Annotated in this window: 17 protein-coding genes; 12 read left to right on the top strand and 5 right to left on the bottom strand. The window is 64.1% G+C overall.

Going from position 1 to position 17,620, the window contains the following annotated elements:
• Positions 1-137: 137 nt before the first annotated feature.
• On the bottom strand, positions 138-1,835 hold the full coding sequence (locus Q6A48_RS21615; RefSeq protein WP_304556260.1) for an AMP-binding protein: 1,698 nt from the start codon (positions 1,833-1,835) through the stop codon (positions 138-140).
• 188 nt (positions 1,836-2,023) lie between these two features.
• Here Q6A48_RS21615 and Q6A48_RS21610 point away from each other — a divergent pair, with 188 nt between their 5' ends.
• Genes Q6A48_RS21610 through Q6A48_RS21595 form a run of 4 tightly spaced genes read left to right on the top strand, consistent with a single transcriptional unit; the run spans position 2,024 to position 7,584 of the window.
• The gene (locus Q6A48_RS21610; RefSeq protein ID WP_304556259.1) at positions 2,024-3,187 is read left to right on the top strand and encodes an isovaleryl-CoA dehydrogenase; all 1,164 of its coding nucleotides are present in this window, start codon (positions 2,024-2,026) and stop codon (positions 3,185-3,187) included.
• Between the two features lie 11 nt (positions 3,188-3,198).
• Positions 3,199-4,806 carry a carboxyl transferase domain-containing protein gene (locus Q6A48_RS21605; RefSeq protein WP_304556258.1) on the top strand — a complete coding sequence of 536 codons (1,608 nt, stop codon included), beginning with the start codon at positions 3,199-3,201 and terminating at the stop codon, positions 4,804-4,806.
• 13 nt (positions 4,807-4,819) lie between these two features.
• Entirely contained in the window at positions 4,820-5,638 is an 819-nt protein-coding gene (locus Q6A48_RS21600; protein ID WP_304556257.1) for a gamma-carboxygeranoyl-CoA hydratase, read from the top strand.
• Positions 5,635-7,584 carry an acetyl/propionyl/methylcrotonyl-CoA carboxylase subunit alpha gene (locus tag Q6A48_RS21595; RefSeq protein ID WP_304556256.1) on the top strand — a complete coding sequence of 650 codons (1,950 nt, stop codon included), beginning with the start codon at positions 5,635-5,637 and terminating at the stop codon, positions 7,582-7,584. Before Q6A48_RS21600 ends, Q6A48_RS21595 begins: the two co-directional genes overlap by 4 nt.
• Before the next feature lie 29 nt (positions 7,585-7,613).
• On the opposite strand, the gene Q6A48_RS21590 is transcribed toward Q6A48_RS21595, so the two are convergent.
• Positions 7,614-8,243: a LexA family protein gene (locus tag Q6A48_RS21590; protein ID WP_304556255.1), complete on the bottom strand. Its 630-nt coding sequence runs from the start codon at positions 8,241-8,243 to the stop codon at positions 7,614-7,616.
• Positions 8,244-8,373: 130 nt separating this feature from the next.
• Here Q6A48_RS21590 and Q6A48_RS21585 point away from each other — a divergent pair, with 130 nt between their 5' ends.
• Both Q6A48_RS21585 and Q6A48_RS21580 read left to right on the top strand, forming a co-directional pair.
• Positions 8,374-8,721 carry a DUF6124 family protein gene (locus tag Q6A48_RS21585; RefSeq protein ID WP_304556254.1) on the top strand — a complete coding sequence of 116 codons (348 nt, stop codon included), beginning with the start codon at positions 8,374-8,376 and terminating at the stop codon, positions 8,719-8,721.
• Between the two features lie 482 nt (positions 8,722-9,203).
• Positions 9,204-10,355, top strand: a complete 1,152-nt coding sequence (locus Q6A48_RS21580) for a M14 family metallopeptidase (RefSeq protein ID WP_304556253.1) — start codon at positions 9,204-9,206, stop codon at positions 10,353-10,355.
• A 50-nt stretch (positions 10,356-10,405) separates the two neighbouring features.
• Here Q6A48_RS21580 and Q6A48_RS21575 read toward each other — a convergent pair whose 3' ends face one another.
• Positions 10,406-10,942 (bottom strand): cytochrome b, encoded by a 537-nt coding sequence (locus Q6A48_RS21575; protein ID WP_304556252.1) that lies wholly within the window; start codon positions 10,940-10,942, stop codon positions 10,406-10,408.
• The gene (locus Q6A48_RS21570) at positions 10,939-12,021 is read right to left on the bottom strand and encodes a catalase family peroxidase (RefSeq protein ID WP_304556251.1); all 1,083 of its coding nucleotides are present in this window, start codon (positions 12,019-12,021) and stop codon (positions 10,939-10,941) included. The genes Q6A48_RS21575 and Q6A48_RS21570 overlap by 4 nt, the downstream gene beginning before the upstream one ends.
• Before the next feature lie 166 nt (positions 12,022-12,187).
• On the opposite strand from Q6A48_RS21570, the gene Q6A48_RS21565 reads away from it, so the two are divergent.
• Together Q6A48_RS21565 and Q6A48_RS21560 are read left to right on the top strand one after the other, a co-directional pair.
• Positions 12,188-12,694, top strand: coding sequence for a sigma-70 family RNA polymerase sigma factor (locus Q6A48_RS21565; RefSeq protein ID WP_304556250.1), 507 nt, complete (start codon positions 12,188-12,190; stop codon positions 12,692-12,694).
• Complete coding sequence (locus Q6A48_RS21560; protein WP_304556249.1) at positions 12,691-13,443, top strand: anti-sigma factor family protein; 753 nt, start codon at positions 12,691-12,693, stop codon at positions 13,441-13,443. The genes Q6A48_RS21565 and Q6A48_RS21560 overlap by 4 nt, the downstream gene beginning before the upstream one ends.
• A gap of 63 nt (positions 13,444-13,506) precedes the next feature.
• Here the strand turns inward: Q6A48_RS21560 and Q6A48_RS21555 are convergent, their stop codons facing one another.
• Positions 13,507-14,337, bottom strand: a complete 831-nt coding sequence (locus Q6A48_RS21555; protein ID WP_304556248.1) for an IclR family transcriptional regulator — start codon at positions 14,335-14,337, stop codon at positions 13,507-13,509.
• A gap of 244 nt (positions 14,338-14,581) precedes the next feature.
• Here Q6A48_RS21555 and Q6A48_RS21550 point away from each other — a divergent pair, with 244 nt between their 5' ends.
• The 4 genes from Q6A48_RS21550 to Q6A48_RS21535 are packed head-to-tail and all read left to right on the top strand — an operon-like array spanning position 14,582 to position 17,572.
• Positions 14,582-15,607 carry an ABC transporter ATP-binding protein gene (locus Q6A48_RS21550; protein WP_304556247.1) on the top strand — a complete coding sequence of 342 codons (1,026 nt, stop codon included), beginning with the start codon at positions 14,582-14,584 and terminating at the stop codon, positions 15,605-15,607.
• Complete coding sequence (locus Q6A48_RS21545) at positions 15,604-16,473, top strand: ABC transporter permease (RefSeq protein ID WP_304556246.1); 870 nt, start codon at positions 15,604-15,606, stop codon at positions 16,471-16,473. The genes Q6A48_RS21550 and Q6A48_RS21545 overlap by 4 nt, the downstream gene beginning before the upstream one ends.
• A gap of 6 nt (positions 16,474-16,479) precedes the next feature.
• Positions 16,480-17,274, top strand: coding sequence for an ABC transporter permease (locus Q6A48_RS21540; protein ID WP_304556245.1), 795 nt, complete (start codon positions 16,480-16,482; stop codon positions 17,272-17,274).
• A gap of 7 nt (positions 17,275-17,281) precedes the next feature.
• Positions 17,282-17,572, top strand: coding sequence for a (2Fe-2S)-binding protein (locus Q6A48_RS21535; RefSeq protein WP_304556244.1), 291 nt, complete (start codon positions 17,282-17,284; stop codon positions 17,570-17,572).
• Positions 17,573-17,620: the final 48 nt, after the last annotated feature.

The raw sequence follows: 17,620 nt of genomic DNA, 5'->3' as shown, positions 1-17,620 counted from the left end.
CAACCGTTTTTTGGTTTGTGGGTTTTGGTTTTTTTTTGTGGGAGGGGGATTGCGGGGTTCGAGGGGGCAATACCCAAGTTTTTTGGCGCCGGGCACACCGCTTTCGCGAGCAAGCCCGCTCCCACAGTGGATCTTGCTCAGTCTTCTCTACCGCGCAATTCCTCGATACTGATTTCACGCATGCGGAATTTCTGGACCTTGCCAGTTACCGTCATCGGAAATGCATCGACGAACTTGAAGTGACGTGGCGTCTTGAAGTGGGCGATGCGTGTCTTGCACCAGGCCTGCATGTCCTGCGCGGTGGCGCGGTGGCCGGGATGGCATTTGATCCAGGCGACGATTTCCTCGCCATAGCGTGAACACGGGATGCCGATCACCTGCACGTCCGCCACCGCCGGATGGGTGAAGAAAAACTCTTCCAGCTCACGCGGGTAAATATTCTCACCGCCGCGAATGATCATGTCCTTGTTCCGTCCGACGATGCACACGTAGCCCTGCGCATCCATGGTCGCCAGGTCGCCGGTGTGCATCCAGTGTTCCGGATCGATCGCTTCGGCAGTCCCCTCGGGGTTGTTCCAATAACCGAGCATCACGCTGTAGCCGCGCGTACACAGTTCGCCGGTAGTGCCGCGGGGCACAATGTTGCCGGCTTCGTCGACGATCTTGCTTTCCAGGTGCGGCTGGGTGCGGCCGACGGTGGTCACGCGCACTTCCAATTCATCGGCAGGACCGGTCTGCAAGGACACTGGGCTGGTTTCGGTCATGCCGTAGGCAATCTGCACCTCGCTCATGTGCATCTCGCCGATGACCCGCCGCATCACTTCGATCGGGCACGTGGCCCCGGCCATGATGCCGGTGCGCAGGCTGGACAGATCGAACTCGCCTCGCTGCGGCTGGTCCAGCAGGGCGATGAACATGGTCGGCACGCCATACAGCGCCGTGGCTTTTTCTTCGGCCACGGTGCTCAGGGTCAGCAAGGGATCGAACGCATCGCTGGGGTAGATCATGGTGCTGCCGTGGGTCATGCAGCCGAGGTTGCCCATGACCATGCCGAAGCAATGGTAGAGCGGCACCGGGATCACCAACCGATCGGCAGAGGTGAGGCCCAGGCTTTCGCCGACCATGTAGCCGTTGTTGAGAATGTTGTGATGGCTGAGGGTCGCGCCCTTGGGAAAGCCCGTGGTGCCGGAGGTGTACTGGATGTTCACCGGCTGGTCGAAATGCAGGCTCGCCTCGCGCTCGGCCAGCTGCCCGGCGGCCACCCCAGCGCCCAGGGCCGCCAGTTGCGACCAGGGCAGGAAACCCGAGGGCGGCCGCGGATCGAGGCTGATGACACCGCGCAAATCCGGCAGGCGCTCGCAATGCATCTGGCCGATCGACTGCTCTGCCAGCTCCGGTGCGAGCGCTTGCAGCATGGCGTGGTAGTCCGAAGTCTTGAACGACCCGGCGCACACCAGCCACTGGCAGCCGGATTGCTTGAGCACATACTCCAGCTCGGACACCCGGTAGGCCGGGTTGATGTTGACCAGGACCACACCGATCTTCGCGCTGGCGAACTGGCTGATGCACCACTGGGCACAGTTGGGCGCCCAGATGCCGAGACGGTCGCCGCTGTTCAGGCCCAGGGCCAGCAAGGCCCGGGCATGCAGGTCGACGGCTTCAGCCAACTGTTGCCAGGTGTAGCGCAACGCTTGATGGCGCACCACCAGCGCCTCGCCCTCGGGAAAGCGGGCCACGGTTTGGTCGAATGCCTGGCCGATGGTCTGCGCCAGCAAAGCCTTGGCTTGGGAACCGTGGGTGTAGCTGAGTTGCGAATGCAAACCGGGTTGATCCATGACGCGCCCTCTTGTCTTTATTAGTGGGTGTATCGGTGAATCCTCGCCACAAAAGCGCGTCCACTGTCGCTCAAGTTGACGTTAACGTAAAGGGCCGATTGACAGCCACTCTTTGCAGGCTTACGTTAACGTAAAGGTGAGAGCGACCCTTCCCTCTCCGCACCCGACAAAAAAGCCAAAGGTGTCCCATGAGCTACCCATCCCTGAACTTTGCCCTCGGCGAAACCATCGACATGCTGCGCGACCAGGTGCAAGCCTTCGTCGCCAAGGAGATCACCCACCGGGCGGCCCAGATCGATCGCGACAACCTGTTTCCCGCCGACCTGTGGCGCAAGTTCGGTGACATGGGGCTGCTGGGCATCACCGTGCCGGAAGAATATGGCGGCGCCGGCCTGGGCTACCTGGCCCACGTAGTGGCGATGGAGGAAATCAGTCGCGGTTCGGCTTCGGTGGCCCTCTCCTACGGCGCCCACTCCAACCTGTGCGTCAACCAGATCAACCGCAACGGCACCCACGAGCAGAAAGCCAAGTACCTGCCCCGGCTGATCAGCGGCGAACACGTCGGCGCCCTCGCCATGAGCGAACCCAACGCCGGCTCCGACGTGGTGTCGATGAAACTGCGGGCCGACAAGCGCGGCGACCATTACGTACTCAACGGCAGCAAGACCTGGATCACTAATGGCCCCGACGCCAACACCTACGTGATCTACGCCAAGACCGACCTGGAAAAGGGCCCTCACGGCATCACCGCGTTCATCGTCGAGCGCGACTGGAAAGGCTTCAGCCGCAGCAACAAGTTCGACAAGCTCGGCATGCGCGGCTCCAACACCTGCGAGCTGTTCTTCGATGACGTCCAGGTGCCGGAAGAAAACATCCTGGGCGTGCTCAACGGCGGTGTGAAAGTGCTGATGAGCGGGCTCGACTACGAGCGGGTGGTCCTGTCCGGCGGCCCGACCGGGATCATGCAGGCCTGCATGGACCTGATCGTGCCCTACATCCACGACCGCAAGCAGTTCGGCCAGAGCATCGGCGAGTTCCAGCTGATCCAGGGCAAGGTCGCCGACATGTACACCCAGCTCAATGCCAGCCGTGCCTACCTGTATGCGGTGGCCCAGGCTTGCGAGCGCGGTGAAACCACCCGCAAGGACGCCGCCGGGGTCATCCTCTACAGCGCCGAACGCGCCACGCAAATGGCCCTCGATGCGATCCAGATCCTCGGCGGCAACGGCTACATCAATGAATTTCCGGCCGGCCGCCTGCTGCGCGACGCCAAGCTGTACGAAATCGGCGCCGGCACCAGTGAGATTCGTCGGATGCTGATCGGTCGCGAACTGTTCAACGAAACCCGCTAACGGAGCTGATCATGGCCACGCTGCACACCCAGCTCAACCCCCGTTCGCCGGAGTTCGTCGCCAACCGCGCGGCGATGCTCGAACAGGTCGAGGCCCTTCGGACCCTGCTTGCCCACGTCCAGCAGGGCGGCGGCGCCAAGGCCCAGGAGCGCCACACCTCCCGGGGCAAGTTGCTGCCGCGCGAGCGCATCAACCGCCTGCTCGACCCCGGCTCGCCATTCCTGGAGATCAGCCCCCTCGCCGCTCACGCCGTGTACGGCGAAGACGTGCCCGCTGCCGGCGTGATTGCCGGCATCGGCCGCGTGGAAGGCGTCGAGTGCATGATCGTCGCCAACGATGCGACCGTCAAAGGCGGCTCCTACTACCCGCTGACGGTGAAAAAGCACCTGCGCGCCCAGGCCATCGCCCAGCAGAACCGCCTGCCGTGCATCTACCTGGTGGATTCCGGCGGCGCCAACCTGCCGCGCCAGGACGAGGTGTTCCCCGACCGCGAACACTTTGGCCGGATCTTCTTCAACCAGGCCAACATGAGCGCCCAGGGAATCCCGCAGCTCGCCGTGGTCATGGGCTCCTGCACCGCCGGGGGCGCCTACGTGCCAGCCATGGCGGACGAGGCGATCATGGTTCGCCAGCAAGCCACCATTTTCCTCGCCGGCCCGCCGCTGGTGAAGGCGGCCACCGGCGAGGTGGTCAGCGCCGAGGACCTGGGCGGTGCCGATGTGCATTGCAAGGTGTCCGGCGTGGCCGACCATTACGCCGACAACGACGAACACGCCCTGGCCCTGGCCCGCCGCAGCGTGGCCAACCTGAACTGGCGCAAACTCGGTGACCTGCAGCAACGCCAGCCGATCGCACCGCTGTATGCGGCGGATGAGCTGTACGGCGTGGTGTCGGCCGACCCCAAGCAGCCCTTCGATGTCCGGGAAGTGATCGCCCGCCTGGTGGACGGCTCGGTGTTCGATGAGTTCAAGGCGTTGTTCGGCACCACGCTGGTCTGCGGGTTCGCCCACTTGCACGGCTATCCCGTCGCCATCCTGGCGAACAATGGCATCCTCTTCGCCGAGGCCGCGCAGAAAGGCGCGCACTTCATCGAACTGGCCTGCCAGCGCGGCATTCCCCTGCTATTCCTGCAGAACATCACCGGCTTCATGGTCGGCCAGAAATACGAAGCCGGCGGCATCGCCAAGCATGGCGCGAAACTGGTCACGGCCGTGGCCTGCGCCCAGGTGCCGAAGTTCACCGTGATCATCGGTGGCAGCTTCGGCGCCGGCAACTACGGCATGTGCGGCCGCGCGTACGACCCGCGGTTCCTGTGGATGTGGCCGAATGCGCGGATTGGCGTGATGGGCGCCGAACAGGCGGCCGGCGTGCTGGTGCAGGTCAAGCGCGAACAGGCCGAGCGCAGCGGCCATCCGTTCAGCGCCGAGCAGGAAGCCGAGATCAAGCAACCGATCCTCGACCAATACGAAGAACAGGGCCATCCCTACTATTCCAGCGCACGGCTGTGGGATGACGGCGTCATCGACCCGGCCCAGACCCGCGATGTGCTGGGGCTGGCCTTGTCGGCTTCACTCAACGCGCCCATTGAATCGAGCCGCTTCGGCGTGTTCCGGATGTAGACGGGGAATGCCCATGGATAACTTCAACACCCTCGAATTGCTCGGCGACCCACGCGGCTTCGCCACCCTGTGGCTCAGCCGCGAGTCGAAGAACAACGCGTTCAACGCCGAAATGATCCGCGAACTGATCCTTGCCCTGGATCAGGTCGGCAGCGATCCGAGCCTGCGTTTCCTGCTGATCCGGGGGCGCGGCAAACACTTCAGCGCCGGTGCCGACCTGGCCTGGATGCAGCAATCGGCCGAGCTCGACTACCACACCAACCTCGACGACGCGCGGGAACTGGCGGAGCTGATGTACAACCTCGCCAAGCTGAAGATCCCCACCCTGGCCGTCGTGCAGGGCGCGGCATTTGGCGGTGCGCTGGGCCTGATCAGTGCCTGTGACATGGCCATTGGCGCCGATGAAGCGCAGTTCTGCCTGTCGGAAGTGCGCATCGGCCTGGCACCGGCGGTGATCAGCCCCTTCGTCGTCCAGGCCATTGGCGAGCGGGCCGCCCGGCGCTACGCCCTCACGGCAGAACGTTTCGGCGGGCAACGTGCGCGGGAGATCGGTTTGCTGTCGGAAAGTTACCCGGCCGAGACGCTGGATCAGCACCTCGAACAATGGATCGACAACCTGCTGCTCAACAGCCCGGCGGCCATGCGCGCCAGCAAGGACTTGCTGCGAGAGGTCGGCCACGGCGCCCTGACCCCGGCGCTGCGGCGCTATACCGAAAACGCCATCGCCCGCATCCGCGTCAGCCCGGAGGGCCAGGAAGGCCTGCGGGCGTTCCTGCAAAAGCGCGCACCCAACTGGCAAGCCGAGTCCAACCACAAGGAGCCGCGTCGATGAGCGCCCCCGCCCTCACCACCTTGTTGGTGGCCAACCGTGGCGAAATCGCCTGCCGCGTGATGCGTACCGCCAAGGCCATGGGCCTGACCACGGTCGCCGTGCACAGCGCCATCGACCGCGACGCCCGCCATAGCCGCGAAGCCGACATCCGCGTCGACCTGGGCGGCAGCAAGGCCGCCGACAGCTACCTGCAGATCGACAAGCTGATCGCCGCGGCCCAAGCCAGTGGCGCCCAGGCGATCCACCCCGGCTACGGCTTCCTGTCCGAAAACGCCGGGTTCGCCCGGGCGATCGAAAATGCCGGGTTGATCTTCCTCGGCCCACCCGCTTCGGCCATCGACGCCATGGGCAGCAAGTCCGCGGCCAAGGCCTTGATGGAAACGGCCGGCGTGCCGTTGGTCCCGGGTTACCACGGCGAAGCCCAGGACCTGGAGACCTTCCGCGACGCCGCCGAACGCATCGGCTACCCGGTGCTGCTCAAGGCAACGGCCGGCGGTGGCGGCAAGGGCATGAAGGTCGTCGAGGACGTCAGCCAACTGGCCGAAGCCCTGGCCTCGGCCCAGCGGGAGGCGCAGTCCTCGTTTGGCGACTCGCGGATGCTGGTGGAAAAGTACCTGCTCAAGCCGCGCCACGTGGAAATCCAGATCTTCGCCGACCGCCACGGCCATTGCCTATACCTCAATGAACGCGACTGCTCGATCCAGCGTCGCCACCAGAAAGTGGTGGAGGAAGCCCCCGCTCCCGGCCTGACCCCGGCATTGCGCCGGGCGATGGGCGAAGCGGCCGTGCGCGCGGCCCAGGCGATCGGCTACGTGGGGGCCGGCACCGTGGAATTCCTGCTGGATTCGCGGGGCGAGTTTTTCTTCATGGAAATGAACACCCGGTTGCAGGTCGAGCACCCGGTCACCGAGGCAATCACCGGACTGGACCTGGTGGCCTGGCAGATCCGTGTCGCCCAGGGCGAGCCGCTGCCGATCACCCAGGAGCAGGTGCCGTTGCTCGGCCACGCCATTGAAGTGCGCCTGTACGCCGAAGACCCGGCCAATGATTTCCTCCCGGCCACCGGGCGCCTGGCATTATACCGCGAATCGGCCGACGGGCCGGGCCGGCGGGTCGACAGCGGCGTGGCGCAGGGCGACGAGATCTCGCCGTTCTACGACCCGATGCTCGGCAAGCTGATTGCCTGGGGTGAAGATCGCGAGCAGGCGCGGTTGCGGCTGTTGAGCATGCTCGACGAATTCGCCATCGGCGGGCTGAAGACCAACATCGGTTTTCTGCGCCGCATCGTCGCTCACCCGGCCTTCGCCGCGGCTGAACTGGACACCGGATTCATCCCCCGCTACCCGTCGCAGTTGCTGCCGGAACCCGGCGAACTGGATGACGACTTCTGGTCCGCCGCCGCCCAAGGGTTTGCCCTGGGCCTGGCACCGCAGGTGCGCGGCGATGATCCGCATTCACCTTGGGCCCAGACCACCGGCCTGCGCCTGGGGTTGCCCAGTGAAACCAGCCTGCACTTGAGCTGCGAGGGCCAGGATCGCGCGATCATCCTGGACGCCAGCGCCCAACGGGCGGAACTCGTCGACGAGCGACTGACGATCGAGCACAACGGCGTGCGCCGTGACCATCGCGCCATTCGCCAGGGCGACAGCCTATACCTGCAATGGCAAGGCGACCTGCACCGGATCGACCGGTACGACCCGCAAACCGCCGCCGAGGCGAGCCACAGCCATCAGGGCGGCCTGACGGCGCCCATGAACGGCAGCATCGTGCGGGTACTGGTGAGCGCAGGCCAGGCGGTCGAGGCCGGCGCCCAGTTGGTGGTGCTCGAAGCGATGAAGATGGAACACAGCATTCGTGCGCCCCAGGCCGGCGTGATCAAGGCGCTGTATTGCCAGGAAGGTGAAATGGTCAGTGAAGGCAGCACGCTGGTGGCGTTCGAAGAGTAGCCGTCGGCCCGCTTGCCGGGCCGATGCGGTCAGAAACGGATGGTGGCCTGCACCACCACGCCGATCAGGCGGCATTGCTCGGTGTACAGGGTTTTGGGGTAAGTCGGATTGAGCGGGACCAGGTAACGCTGCCCGCTCTCCTCGATCAATTTGCGAAAGGTCGCGCCGCTGCTGCCGGGCAAATAGGCCACCACCAGCTTGCCGGGTACCGGCTCGATCGCCGGATCCACCAGGATCGACATGCCTTCGGGGATGCTCAAGCCGCTTGGAGCGGTCATCGCGTCGCCCACGACCACCAGCCAGAACGCGTCGCCCTGGGCGTGGTAATCGGTCAGTTCATAGCGAACCTCGCCATCGCGCACCTGGCCGACCGAGTGCCATTCACTGACCGGGTAGCGGAAGTACGGGTTGTACTTCCGCGCCAGCGCCAGGCCCTCTTCCGTGGCCGTGTCCGGCTCGCGGATCACCATCGCCACTTCGAGGAATTCCAGCCCCAGCTCCTGCAGGACCCGATTCATGTCGTCGACACTGGGTTGCCGGCGCTTGGTCAGCCAATGGCCGACGCCGCCCTGGGACATTCCCAACCGCTCTGCCAGCACCACTTGCGTGATGTGCAGCTCCTTCATCTTGGCCTTGACCAACTCTATCCATTTATCCATGTGCGGCACGATACGTGGGTGGCTCCGACCATCAAAACACAAAATGTAGTATTTAAATTATCGTCACAATTACGATAGGTACTATTCTGGATCCAGGATTTTCAGCCCACACACGGAGAGCCATCACACCATGAACACCTCCAGCAAGGACCAGCCCGACACGCTGCTCGACAGCCCTTTCACTTCGCTGCAGGACTGCCCGGCGGCGCAACGAGCGCTCGACTACTACTTGAAACCGGGTGTGTCGCAGGCACCGGCAGAACAGCGATTCTTCGACGTCAACCACAACATCGGCGCGGAGGAAGCACTGGTCCACGCCTGCGACCTGCTGCGGTGCGCGGCGGCCACGGCCAACGAATCCGCCAACCGGCTGGACGGTTCGAACCGCGACCTGGCCTTTTCGGTGGTGCACATGATTGATCTGGTCAAGGTGATGCTCGACCGCTCCCTGGATCGCTATCCTTCGCGTCAGGCGTAGTACAGGGGAAGTTGGCGCGGACGCGGACAACAGGAAATTCCAATCGATGCGATAAAACCATTTGACTTGCAAATGATAATGATTATTATTGCATCAACTGGTCGCGAGATCAGTCGATAGTCCAGGAGACCTTAGGTCGGACTTCTGGAGTATCTCCTCATCAGGCTAATCACGGTTTTTGACCCGGCTTCTTGCCGGGTCTTTTTTTTTGCCGATTTTCGGCTTATGGCTTCAGGCTAATGAAGTCTTTGGGTGTTGCTCAAATCTGTTGGCGGCGATGATAGCAAATGGATATCGATTTTCAAGCGCCCCGCCCGCAGGGGCCGAGCGATCACCTGCCAGCACTTGAGAATCAATTGCAGACACTCTAAGCTGGCCCGGCGTCCAGGGAGGACGCCCCCCGCTTGACCTTGATGTAAATCGTCCTGACTTTTGCCTCCCAGCGTGTAAAGTAACGGCCATGAAAATCCTCTTCAGGAATCGTGACCGTGGCTAAATCTTCCTTCGATATCAGCGCCAATTTCGACAGCGGCAACATTGAAGTCGTCGACATCAGCAACCCGTTGCAGTCGCTGCTCAAGATCCGGCCCGATACCCGCAGCCCGCATTTCCAATGGTTCCACTTCAAGGCCAGCGGCCTGCACGTCGGCCAGGAGTATTCCTTCCGCCTGCTCAACGCCAGCCAATCGTCGTATAACAAGGCGTGGACCGGCTATCAGGCGGTCGCTTCCTACGACCACGTCAACTGGTTCCGCATTCCCACCCAGTTCGAAGGTGACGCCTTGCGCTTCCACCTGGAAGCCGAGCAGCCACACGCCTGGTTCGCCTATTTCGAACCCTACAGCCGCGGCCGTCACGACTGGCTGATCGAGCAAGCGTTGCACAAGGCCGGCACCGAACTGCTGGCCGTGGGCAAGAGCGTCGAAGGCCGTGACATCCAATTGCTGCGCAAGGGCAACGGTGGCGAAGGCCGGCGCAAGGTCTGGATCATCGCCCAGCAGCACCCTGGCGAACACATGGCCGAGTGGTTCATGGAAGGCGTGATCGAGCGTCTGCAACATCATGATGATGCGCAACTGAATCGCCTGCTGGACAAGGCCGACCTGTACCTGGTGCCCAACATGAACCCCGATGGCGCCTTCCATGGTCATCTGCGTACCAACGCCAACGGCCAGGACCTCAACCGTGCCTGGCAGGACGCCAGCCCGGAAATCAGCCCCGAGGTCTATTTCGTCCAGCAGCAAATGGAAAAGTACGGCGTCGACCTGTTCCTGGACGTGCATGGCGATGAGGAAATCCCCCACGTGTTCACGGCAGCCTGCGAGGGCAACCCCGGCTACACGCCGCGTATCGCCCACCTCGAAGAACGCTTTCGCAGCCACCTCAAGCACCAGACCAAGGACTTCCAGACTACCCACGGCTACACCCACGACGCACCGGGCCAGGCCAACATGACGCTGGCCTGCAATGCGGTCGGGCAGAAATACGACTGCTTGTCCCTGACCCTGGAGATGCCGTTCAAGGACCACGACGACCACCCGAACCCGATCACCGGTTGGTCCGGCAAGCGTTCGATGCAATTGGGCAAGGACGTGCTGAGCACCGTGGCCGACCTGGTCGACGAGTTGCGCTGAACCCGCTCCAGCTCAACCCGTGGCAAGGCACCTGTCCTTGCCACGGAACATCAATCCTTGCCGCGCAACATACTGTCCAATACCTCATCCCGTCGCACCCAGGCGTGAAACAACGCCGCCGCCAGATGCACCAGCACCGTCAGGAACAACAGATAAGCCAGGTACCCGTGGGCCTTGCGCAGCAGGGCGAAGGTTTGCGCATGGGCGGGCAGAATCGATGGCAGTTGCAGCGAATGGCCCAGCATCACCGGGTCCCCCGCCGCTGAAATCATACCCCAGCCCAACAGCGGCAAGGCCAGCATCAGGGCGTACAGCAGCACATGCGAAGCCTTTGCCGCCATCACCTGCCAAACCGGCAGATCGGCCGGCAGCGGCGGTTGCCGAGTGGTGAAGCGGACCACCAGGCGCACGATCACCAGCAGCAGAATCGCGATGCCCAGGGGCTTGTGCAGTTGGAGCAGCCATTCATGGCGCTCAGATACCGAGGCGACCATGCCGGCACCGATGAACAACATGGCGATGATCATCAGCGCCATCAGCCAGTGCAACAGCCGGGCCAGCGGGGCAAAGTGTCGAGGGGCGCTCATGGGCGGGACTCCTGGTTGGCGGGCAATTGGCTGACTTCGCTGGTACGCCGCAGGTAGGAACTGGCATACGCCGCAGAACGCGCCGCCAACAACGGATCATCGGAACCTTCGATGCCAGCCGGCAGGATCAGCGGGTCGTAGTTGATGTCGCGGCACTCACCCTGGTCCTGCGCCTGGGAGCGCTCCAGCACCAACGTGCCGGCATTGATCACCTTGCGATCCGTCGGCCAAGGCTTGCTGGCGTCGTTCACCGGATCGCCCGGATTGGCCAGGGTCACCCTCAGTTGCCAACGCAATGGCCCGGCGGCAAGGCGCTTCACCAGATCCTGCTCAAGAAAATCCGCCCCCTGGGGCGGCGGCGCGTCCGCCGCGTCCGGGGCCAGCGGCACCACGCCCCAGCGGACCGCCTGGCGCTGGCCGGCGGAATTGACCAGATAGAAGGCATTGATGCCGTTGTAGGTCTCGGTGGCATAACTGGCCGAGGGCTTGGCGGTCTTGATCCATTGCAGGAACGGCATGGCCTCCGGGTGAGCGGCAAAGAACGCCGGCGCCGCCGCAGGGTCGGGTTTACCCGTGGCCGGATCCGGTAACTGGGCCTGTTGGAGTTGATAGAACGCTTCGGGCGTGCCCACCGGGAACACCGGCATGCTGTTCATGCCGGTGCGCCATTGCTGGCCGTTCGCCTGGGTGAAACGCAGCGCCAGGCTGCGAATCGGCACGCCACCGTCCGGGGCGTAGGGGTTGCCGCTGGGCAAGGCGAAGCGCCCGACCACCGGCGTGCGCGCTTGGCTGAACACCTCGGCGCGGGAATAGGCGCTGGCCTCGCCGCTGCTTTCAAAATAGCCCGCGACGCAGACACCCTTGGAATGATTGCGCCGAAAACCGGGGTGCACGCCGTTGTTCTTTTCCAGCACATTGACCAGCGCCTTGGGGGTCAGGCGTTGTGGATCGAGGGTGCCGTTGACGTAGGCAAACGCCCCGGCCACAGCCGCGACAATCACACCAATGGCGGCCAGGCGCAGGGTCAGGCCGGCGGCACTCAGCGGCGGCCGATTCGCAGAGGAAGAAGGGTCAACCATGACAAAGCTCCAGGGCCCAAGGCCGTTTGAGGAAATCGACCCGTCAGACGAAGGGCTCGCAGGTTTATTCCCACGTCTCGTATTTATTTTTCCCGCGCTGGAATAATCTCGTTCGTGGGTCGTCTTTCCAGTCCCGGCGCAGTGACTGCCCAAGAAGCCACACTCCATGAACGAACTCGATGAACAGTTGCGCGAACTCATCCCCAGGCTGCGGCGCTTTGCCGTGTCGCTGACACGCAACCCGAGCAATGCCGATGACCTGGTGCAGACATGCCTGGAACGGGCGTTGTCGAAATGGGCCGAAAAGCGCCCGGAAGGCGACCTGCGGGCCTGGCTGTTTTCGATCCTCTACCGGCAGTTCCTCGACGCCCATCGCCGCTCCCGGCGGTATGCGCGCATGCTCGAATTCTTCACCGGTCGCGACGATGCCCACCCCTCGGTCGAGCGCAGCGTGATCGCGCAAGCGTCCCTCCAGGCCTTCGACCAACTGACCACCGAACAACGTGCGTTGTTGTTGTGGGTCTCGGTAGAAGGCTTGAGCTATCAACAGGTCGCCGACATCCTCGACGTGCCGATCGGCACGGTGATGTCCCGGCTGTCTCGCGCTCGCCAGGCCCTGCGCCAACTCAGCGACGGCGAAATCACCCGCCCTGCCCTGCGAATACTCAAATGATCAGCATGCCCCCCAGTGACAACGACCTGAACGCCTACATCGATGGACAACTGAGCGAGGCCGACCGGCGGCGAGTAGACACCTACCTCGCCCACCACCCCGACGTCGCCGCGCGGGTCCGCGCCTGGCAACAGGACGCGCAACACCTGCGCACCGTGCTCGGTGGCACCCTGCAACAACCGGCCAATCCCGCCCTCGACCCGACAATGATCCGCCGGCGCCTCAAGCATCGTTTTCGTCGCCACCTGGCCAGCGCGGCGGTCTTGCTGGTGGCGGTCAGCCTCGGTGGATGGAGTGGCTGGCAGGCACGGGAAATGACCTTGCTCAGGAGCGCCGCGCCCATGGCCGATGCCTTGCAGGCGTACCGGTTGTTCGCCCAGCAAGGTGTCTTGCCGGCCGATTACCAGACAGGCGACGAGCGCAGCATGCAAGCCTGGCTCGACCGCTACTTCACCCAGGCCAACCGCCTGCCGGATCTGTCGGGCGCAGGCTTCAAACCGGTCAGCGGGCGCTTGCTCAGCACCGAGCAAGGAGCGGCGGCCATGGTGGTCTACCAGGACCCGAACGGCGAGAAAATCAGCTTCTACGTGCGCCCACCGGGGCCGAACAATTTCCTGCTGCCCCGGGGCAGTCGCCGCGACGCGGAGCTGCAGGCCGAGTACTGGTCCGGCCCCGGCTACAACTACGCGATGGTCATTCCCAGCGATACACCGACGACACAACGGCTCAAGCAGACCCTGGATTTCTGATGGGTGCGAGCCCACCATTCCCCTCTGGGAGCGAGCCTGCTCGCTCCACCCGGCTCGCCCCCGTCAACCCTGCCCAAACACCTGCGAAGGCCTGCGCAGCAACGGGTCGAACGGGTTGATTCGCGGCCCGATCACCGCCGCCTCGCGCTTGAGCATCTCCACCACGGTCGGCAAGCGGTCGGGCCCCAGGCGGTCGCTGATCGTCGCCACGCTCAACGCCGCCACGGCACGGCCATCACGGTCCAGGATCGGCACGGCCACCCCGGCCATGCCCTGCAGCACGCCAGTGTTGCGCCCGGCGTAACCCTGCGCGCGCACGTTGTCCACTTCCGAGCGCAGGAAAACTTCGTCGTACAAATGAAAGTCCTTGAGCCGCGGCAGATTGTAGCGGATCACCGTGTCGCGCTCTTCCTCCGGCAGGAACGCCAGGATCGCCAGGCTGCCCTGGCCTACGCCGAGGGCCACGCGGCCGCCGATATCGCCGGTGAACGTGCGGATCGGGAACGGCCCTTCGCTGCGGTCCAGGCAAATCGCATCAAAGCCGCTGCGGGCCAGCAGGAACAGCGAGTCTCCCAGGGACGCCGACAGCCGCAGCATGGCCGGGCGCACCAGTTCCCGCAGGTTGCCGGTGTTGCCCGCGCGGGCGGCCAGGGCGAAGAAGTCCAGGCTCAGCCGATAGCGCTTGGTGCGCGCGTCCTGCTCGACCATGCCCTCATCCATCAGGCTGCGCAGCAAGCGATGGGTGGTCGGCTGCGACAAACCAATGCGCTGGGCCAACTGCGTCACCCGTTCCCCACCCTCGACGGTGTCGCCCAGGCTGCGCAATACGGCAAACAGCCGGGACACGGCGCCAACGCCCACCTCGTTATTATTCCGATCAGTGGAATTATTCATTCGATATCTTCATTGGAAATTTACTCAACGAATGAAACTGAAAATAGTCATCGTCTCAGTGAAATAGCGTATTGAGCCCATCCTATTCTTCGTCCTACTCTGCGTCCATAGAGGGGCGATTCGAACAACAGCGGCAGCCGACCCAGGTCGAGCGCCAACGCACCCGCAGCACCCTTTTCGTATCTGCCCATACAAAAAAGCGCGCCTGACGGCGACGCATAACAATTCCAGGTGGAGCGCAGCGATGGCTTTCGTGCAACTTGAAGGACTGGGCAAACGTTACGGCGACATCGACGCCGTGGTCGCCACCGACCTCTCGGTGGACAAAGGCGAATTCGTCTCCCTGCTGGGCCCCTCCGGCTGCGGCAAGACCACCACCTTGCAAATGATCGCCGGCTTCGTCGAAGCCAGCAGCGGGCGCATCCTGCTGGACGGGCGCGACATTACCCACGCCAAGCCCGCCAGCCGTGGCCTGGGGGTGGTGTTCCAGAGTTACGCGTTGTTTCCCCACATGACCGTCCGGGATAACGTCGCCTTCGGCCTGCGCATGCGCAAGGTGCCCCAGGCCGACCTGCAACAGCGGGTGGCCCGGGTACTGAAACTGGTGCGCCTGGACCCGCACGCCGAACGCTACCCCCGCGAACTCTCGGGTGGCCAACGCCAGCGCGTGGCCCTGGCCCGGGCGCTGGTGATCGAGCCGCCGGTGCTGCTGCTGGACGAACCGCTGTCCAACCTCGACGCCAACTTGCGCGAGGAAATGCAGTACGAAATCCGCCGCATCCAGCGCGAAGTCGGGATCACCACGTTGATGGTCACCCACGACCAATCCGAAGCCCTGTCCATCAGCGACCGGGTCGTGGTGATGCAGGCCGGGCGCATCACCCAGATCGACGCGCCGTACACCCTCTACGAACATCCGCGCACCGAATTCATTTCCGGCTTCGTCGGCAAGGCCAACCTGCTGCCAGGCGAGCGTGACAGCACCGGCGCCGTCCAGGCCTCGCTCCAGGGCAAAGGCGAGCTGACGTTGAGCCTGCGCCCGGAAAAAATCGACCTGTGCCCCGCCGGCTCCGGTCGCTTGCAAGGCACCCTCGTGAGCCGTTTCTTCCTCGGCAGCCAATGGTTGTACGGCGTCTCGACCAGCCTCGGCGAACTGTGCGTGGTGCGCCGCAACGACGGCTCCGCGCCGTTGGCCGAAGGCACGGCCGTGGGCCTGGACTGGGACCCGGCGCTGCTGCGAGTACTGAGCACGGATGAGGTGCCGGCATGAGGTGGGTCACGGCCATGCGCCGCGCACGCCACGGCTACCTGATGTCCGCGCCGGCCCTGGCCCTGTACCTGGGCCTGCTGGTCATCCCGCTGGGCCTGACCCTGGTGCTGTCATTCAATGTGTTTGACTACGGTTCGGGCATCGACAGCAACGCCTACACCTTCGACCACTACACCAGCCTGCTGGGGGATCCGTATTTCTACGAGATCTTCTTGCGCACCTTGTGGATCAGCGCGCTGACCACCCTCCTCTGCGTGTTGATCGGCGTGCCCGAAGCGTATGTCCTCAGCCGCATGGGCGCGCCGTGGCGCTCGATCTTCCTGATCCTGATCCTCACGCCCCTGCTGATTTCGGTGGTGGTGCGCGCCTTCGGCTGGAGCCTGTTGCTCGGCGCCGACGGCCTGGTCAACCAGACCCTGCAAGCCTTCGGCGGCGCACCCATGAAGCTGCTCTACACGCCGTTCGCCGTGGTCATCGCCCTGGTCCACGTGATGCTGCCGTTCATGATCATCCCGGTCTGGACGTCGCTGCAAAAACTCGACCCCGCCGCCGAGCAGGCCGCGCTGTCCCTCGGCGCGAGCCAATTCACGGTGATCCGCCAGGTGGTGCTGCCGCAGATCATGCCCGGCGTGCTGTCGGGCACCCTGATCGTGTTCGGCCTCGCCGCCAGTTCGTTCGCAATCCCCGGGCTGCTCGGCGGTCGCCGCCTGAAAATGGTCGCCACGCTGATCTACGACCAGTACCTGTCGGAACTCAACTGGCCCATGGGCGCGGCCATCGCCGTGGCGCTGTTGCTGCTCAACCTGCTGATCATGCTGTCGTGGAACCGCATGATCGAAGGCCGCTACAAGAAATCATTGGGGTAATCCAGCATGTCCAGGAACGGTCCTTTCGCCCTGTTGTTCCATGCCTTGGTGGTGGTGTTCATGCTCGCGCCGCTGGTGGTGGTGTGCCTGGTGGCCTTCACCCCGGAAAACACCCTGAGCCTGCCGACCACCACGTTTTCCCTGCGTTGGTTCCGCGCCGTGTTCGAGCGCGCGGACTTTGTCGACGCGTTCTACAACAGCTTGATCCTGGCGTTCTGCGCCGCCTCGCTGGCGACGCTGATCGCGGTGCCGGCGGCCCTGGCGATCACCCGGCTCGAATTCCCCGGGCGGGATTTCTTCAACGGCCTGTTCCTGTCGCCGATCATCATTCCGCACCTGGTGCTGGGGGTGGCGCTGCTGCGCCTGTTCGCCCTGATGGGCGTGAACGGCAACTTCACCTGGCTGATCTTCGCCCACGTGCTGGTGATCACACCGTATGTGCTGCGCCTGGTGCTTGCCTCGGCCATCGGCCTGGACCGTAGCGCCGAGCAGGCCGCGCAATCCCTGGGGGCCGGGCGCTTCACGCTGTTCCGGCAGATCACCCTGCCGATGATCCTGCCGGGAGTGGCCGGGGGCTGGTTGCTGGCGTTCATCAACAGTTTCGATGAAGTCACCTTGTCGATCTTCGTCACCTCGCCGGCCACGCAAACCTTGCCGGTGCGCATGTACGTCTACGCCACCGAATCCATCGATCCGATGATGGCGGCGGTGTCGGCGCTGGTCATCGCGCTCACCGCGCTGACGATGATTCTGCTCGATCGGGTCTATGGCCTGGATCGGGTCCTGGTCGGAAAACAATGAGGGCGCCATGGCTCTGCTGAAACGACTGGCCGAGGGCGACCGCCCGGCCCTGGACTTCACCCTCGACGGCGCACCCGCCAGCGGCCTGCTGGGCGATACCCTGCTGACCGCCGTGCTGACCTGTGGCGAGCACTTGCGCGGCAGCGACTTCAGCGCCGAGCCCCGGGCCGGCTTCTGCCTGATGGGCGCCTGCCAGGATTGCTGGGTGCGCCTGGGCGACGGCCGCCGCGTGAGGGCCTGCTCGACCTTGCTCGAAGCCGGCCTGCACATCACCCGCGAGCCGGGGCGCCAGGTATGAACACGGTGTCCTGGCATGCGCTCATCGCGAGCAGGCCCGCTGCCACAG

It is taken from the genome of Pseudomonas citrullilanati (genome assembly GCF_030580855.1).
GTDB classification, from domain to species: domain Bacteria; phylum Pseudomonadota; class Gammaproteobacteria; order Pseudomonadales; family Pseudomonadaceae; genus Aquipseudomonas; species Aquipseudomonas citrulli.
Note: the sequence above shows the minus strand (reverse complement) of the source record. Positions and strands in the feature narration are given on the sequence as shown.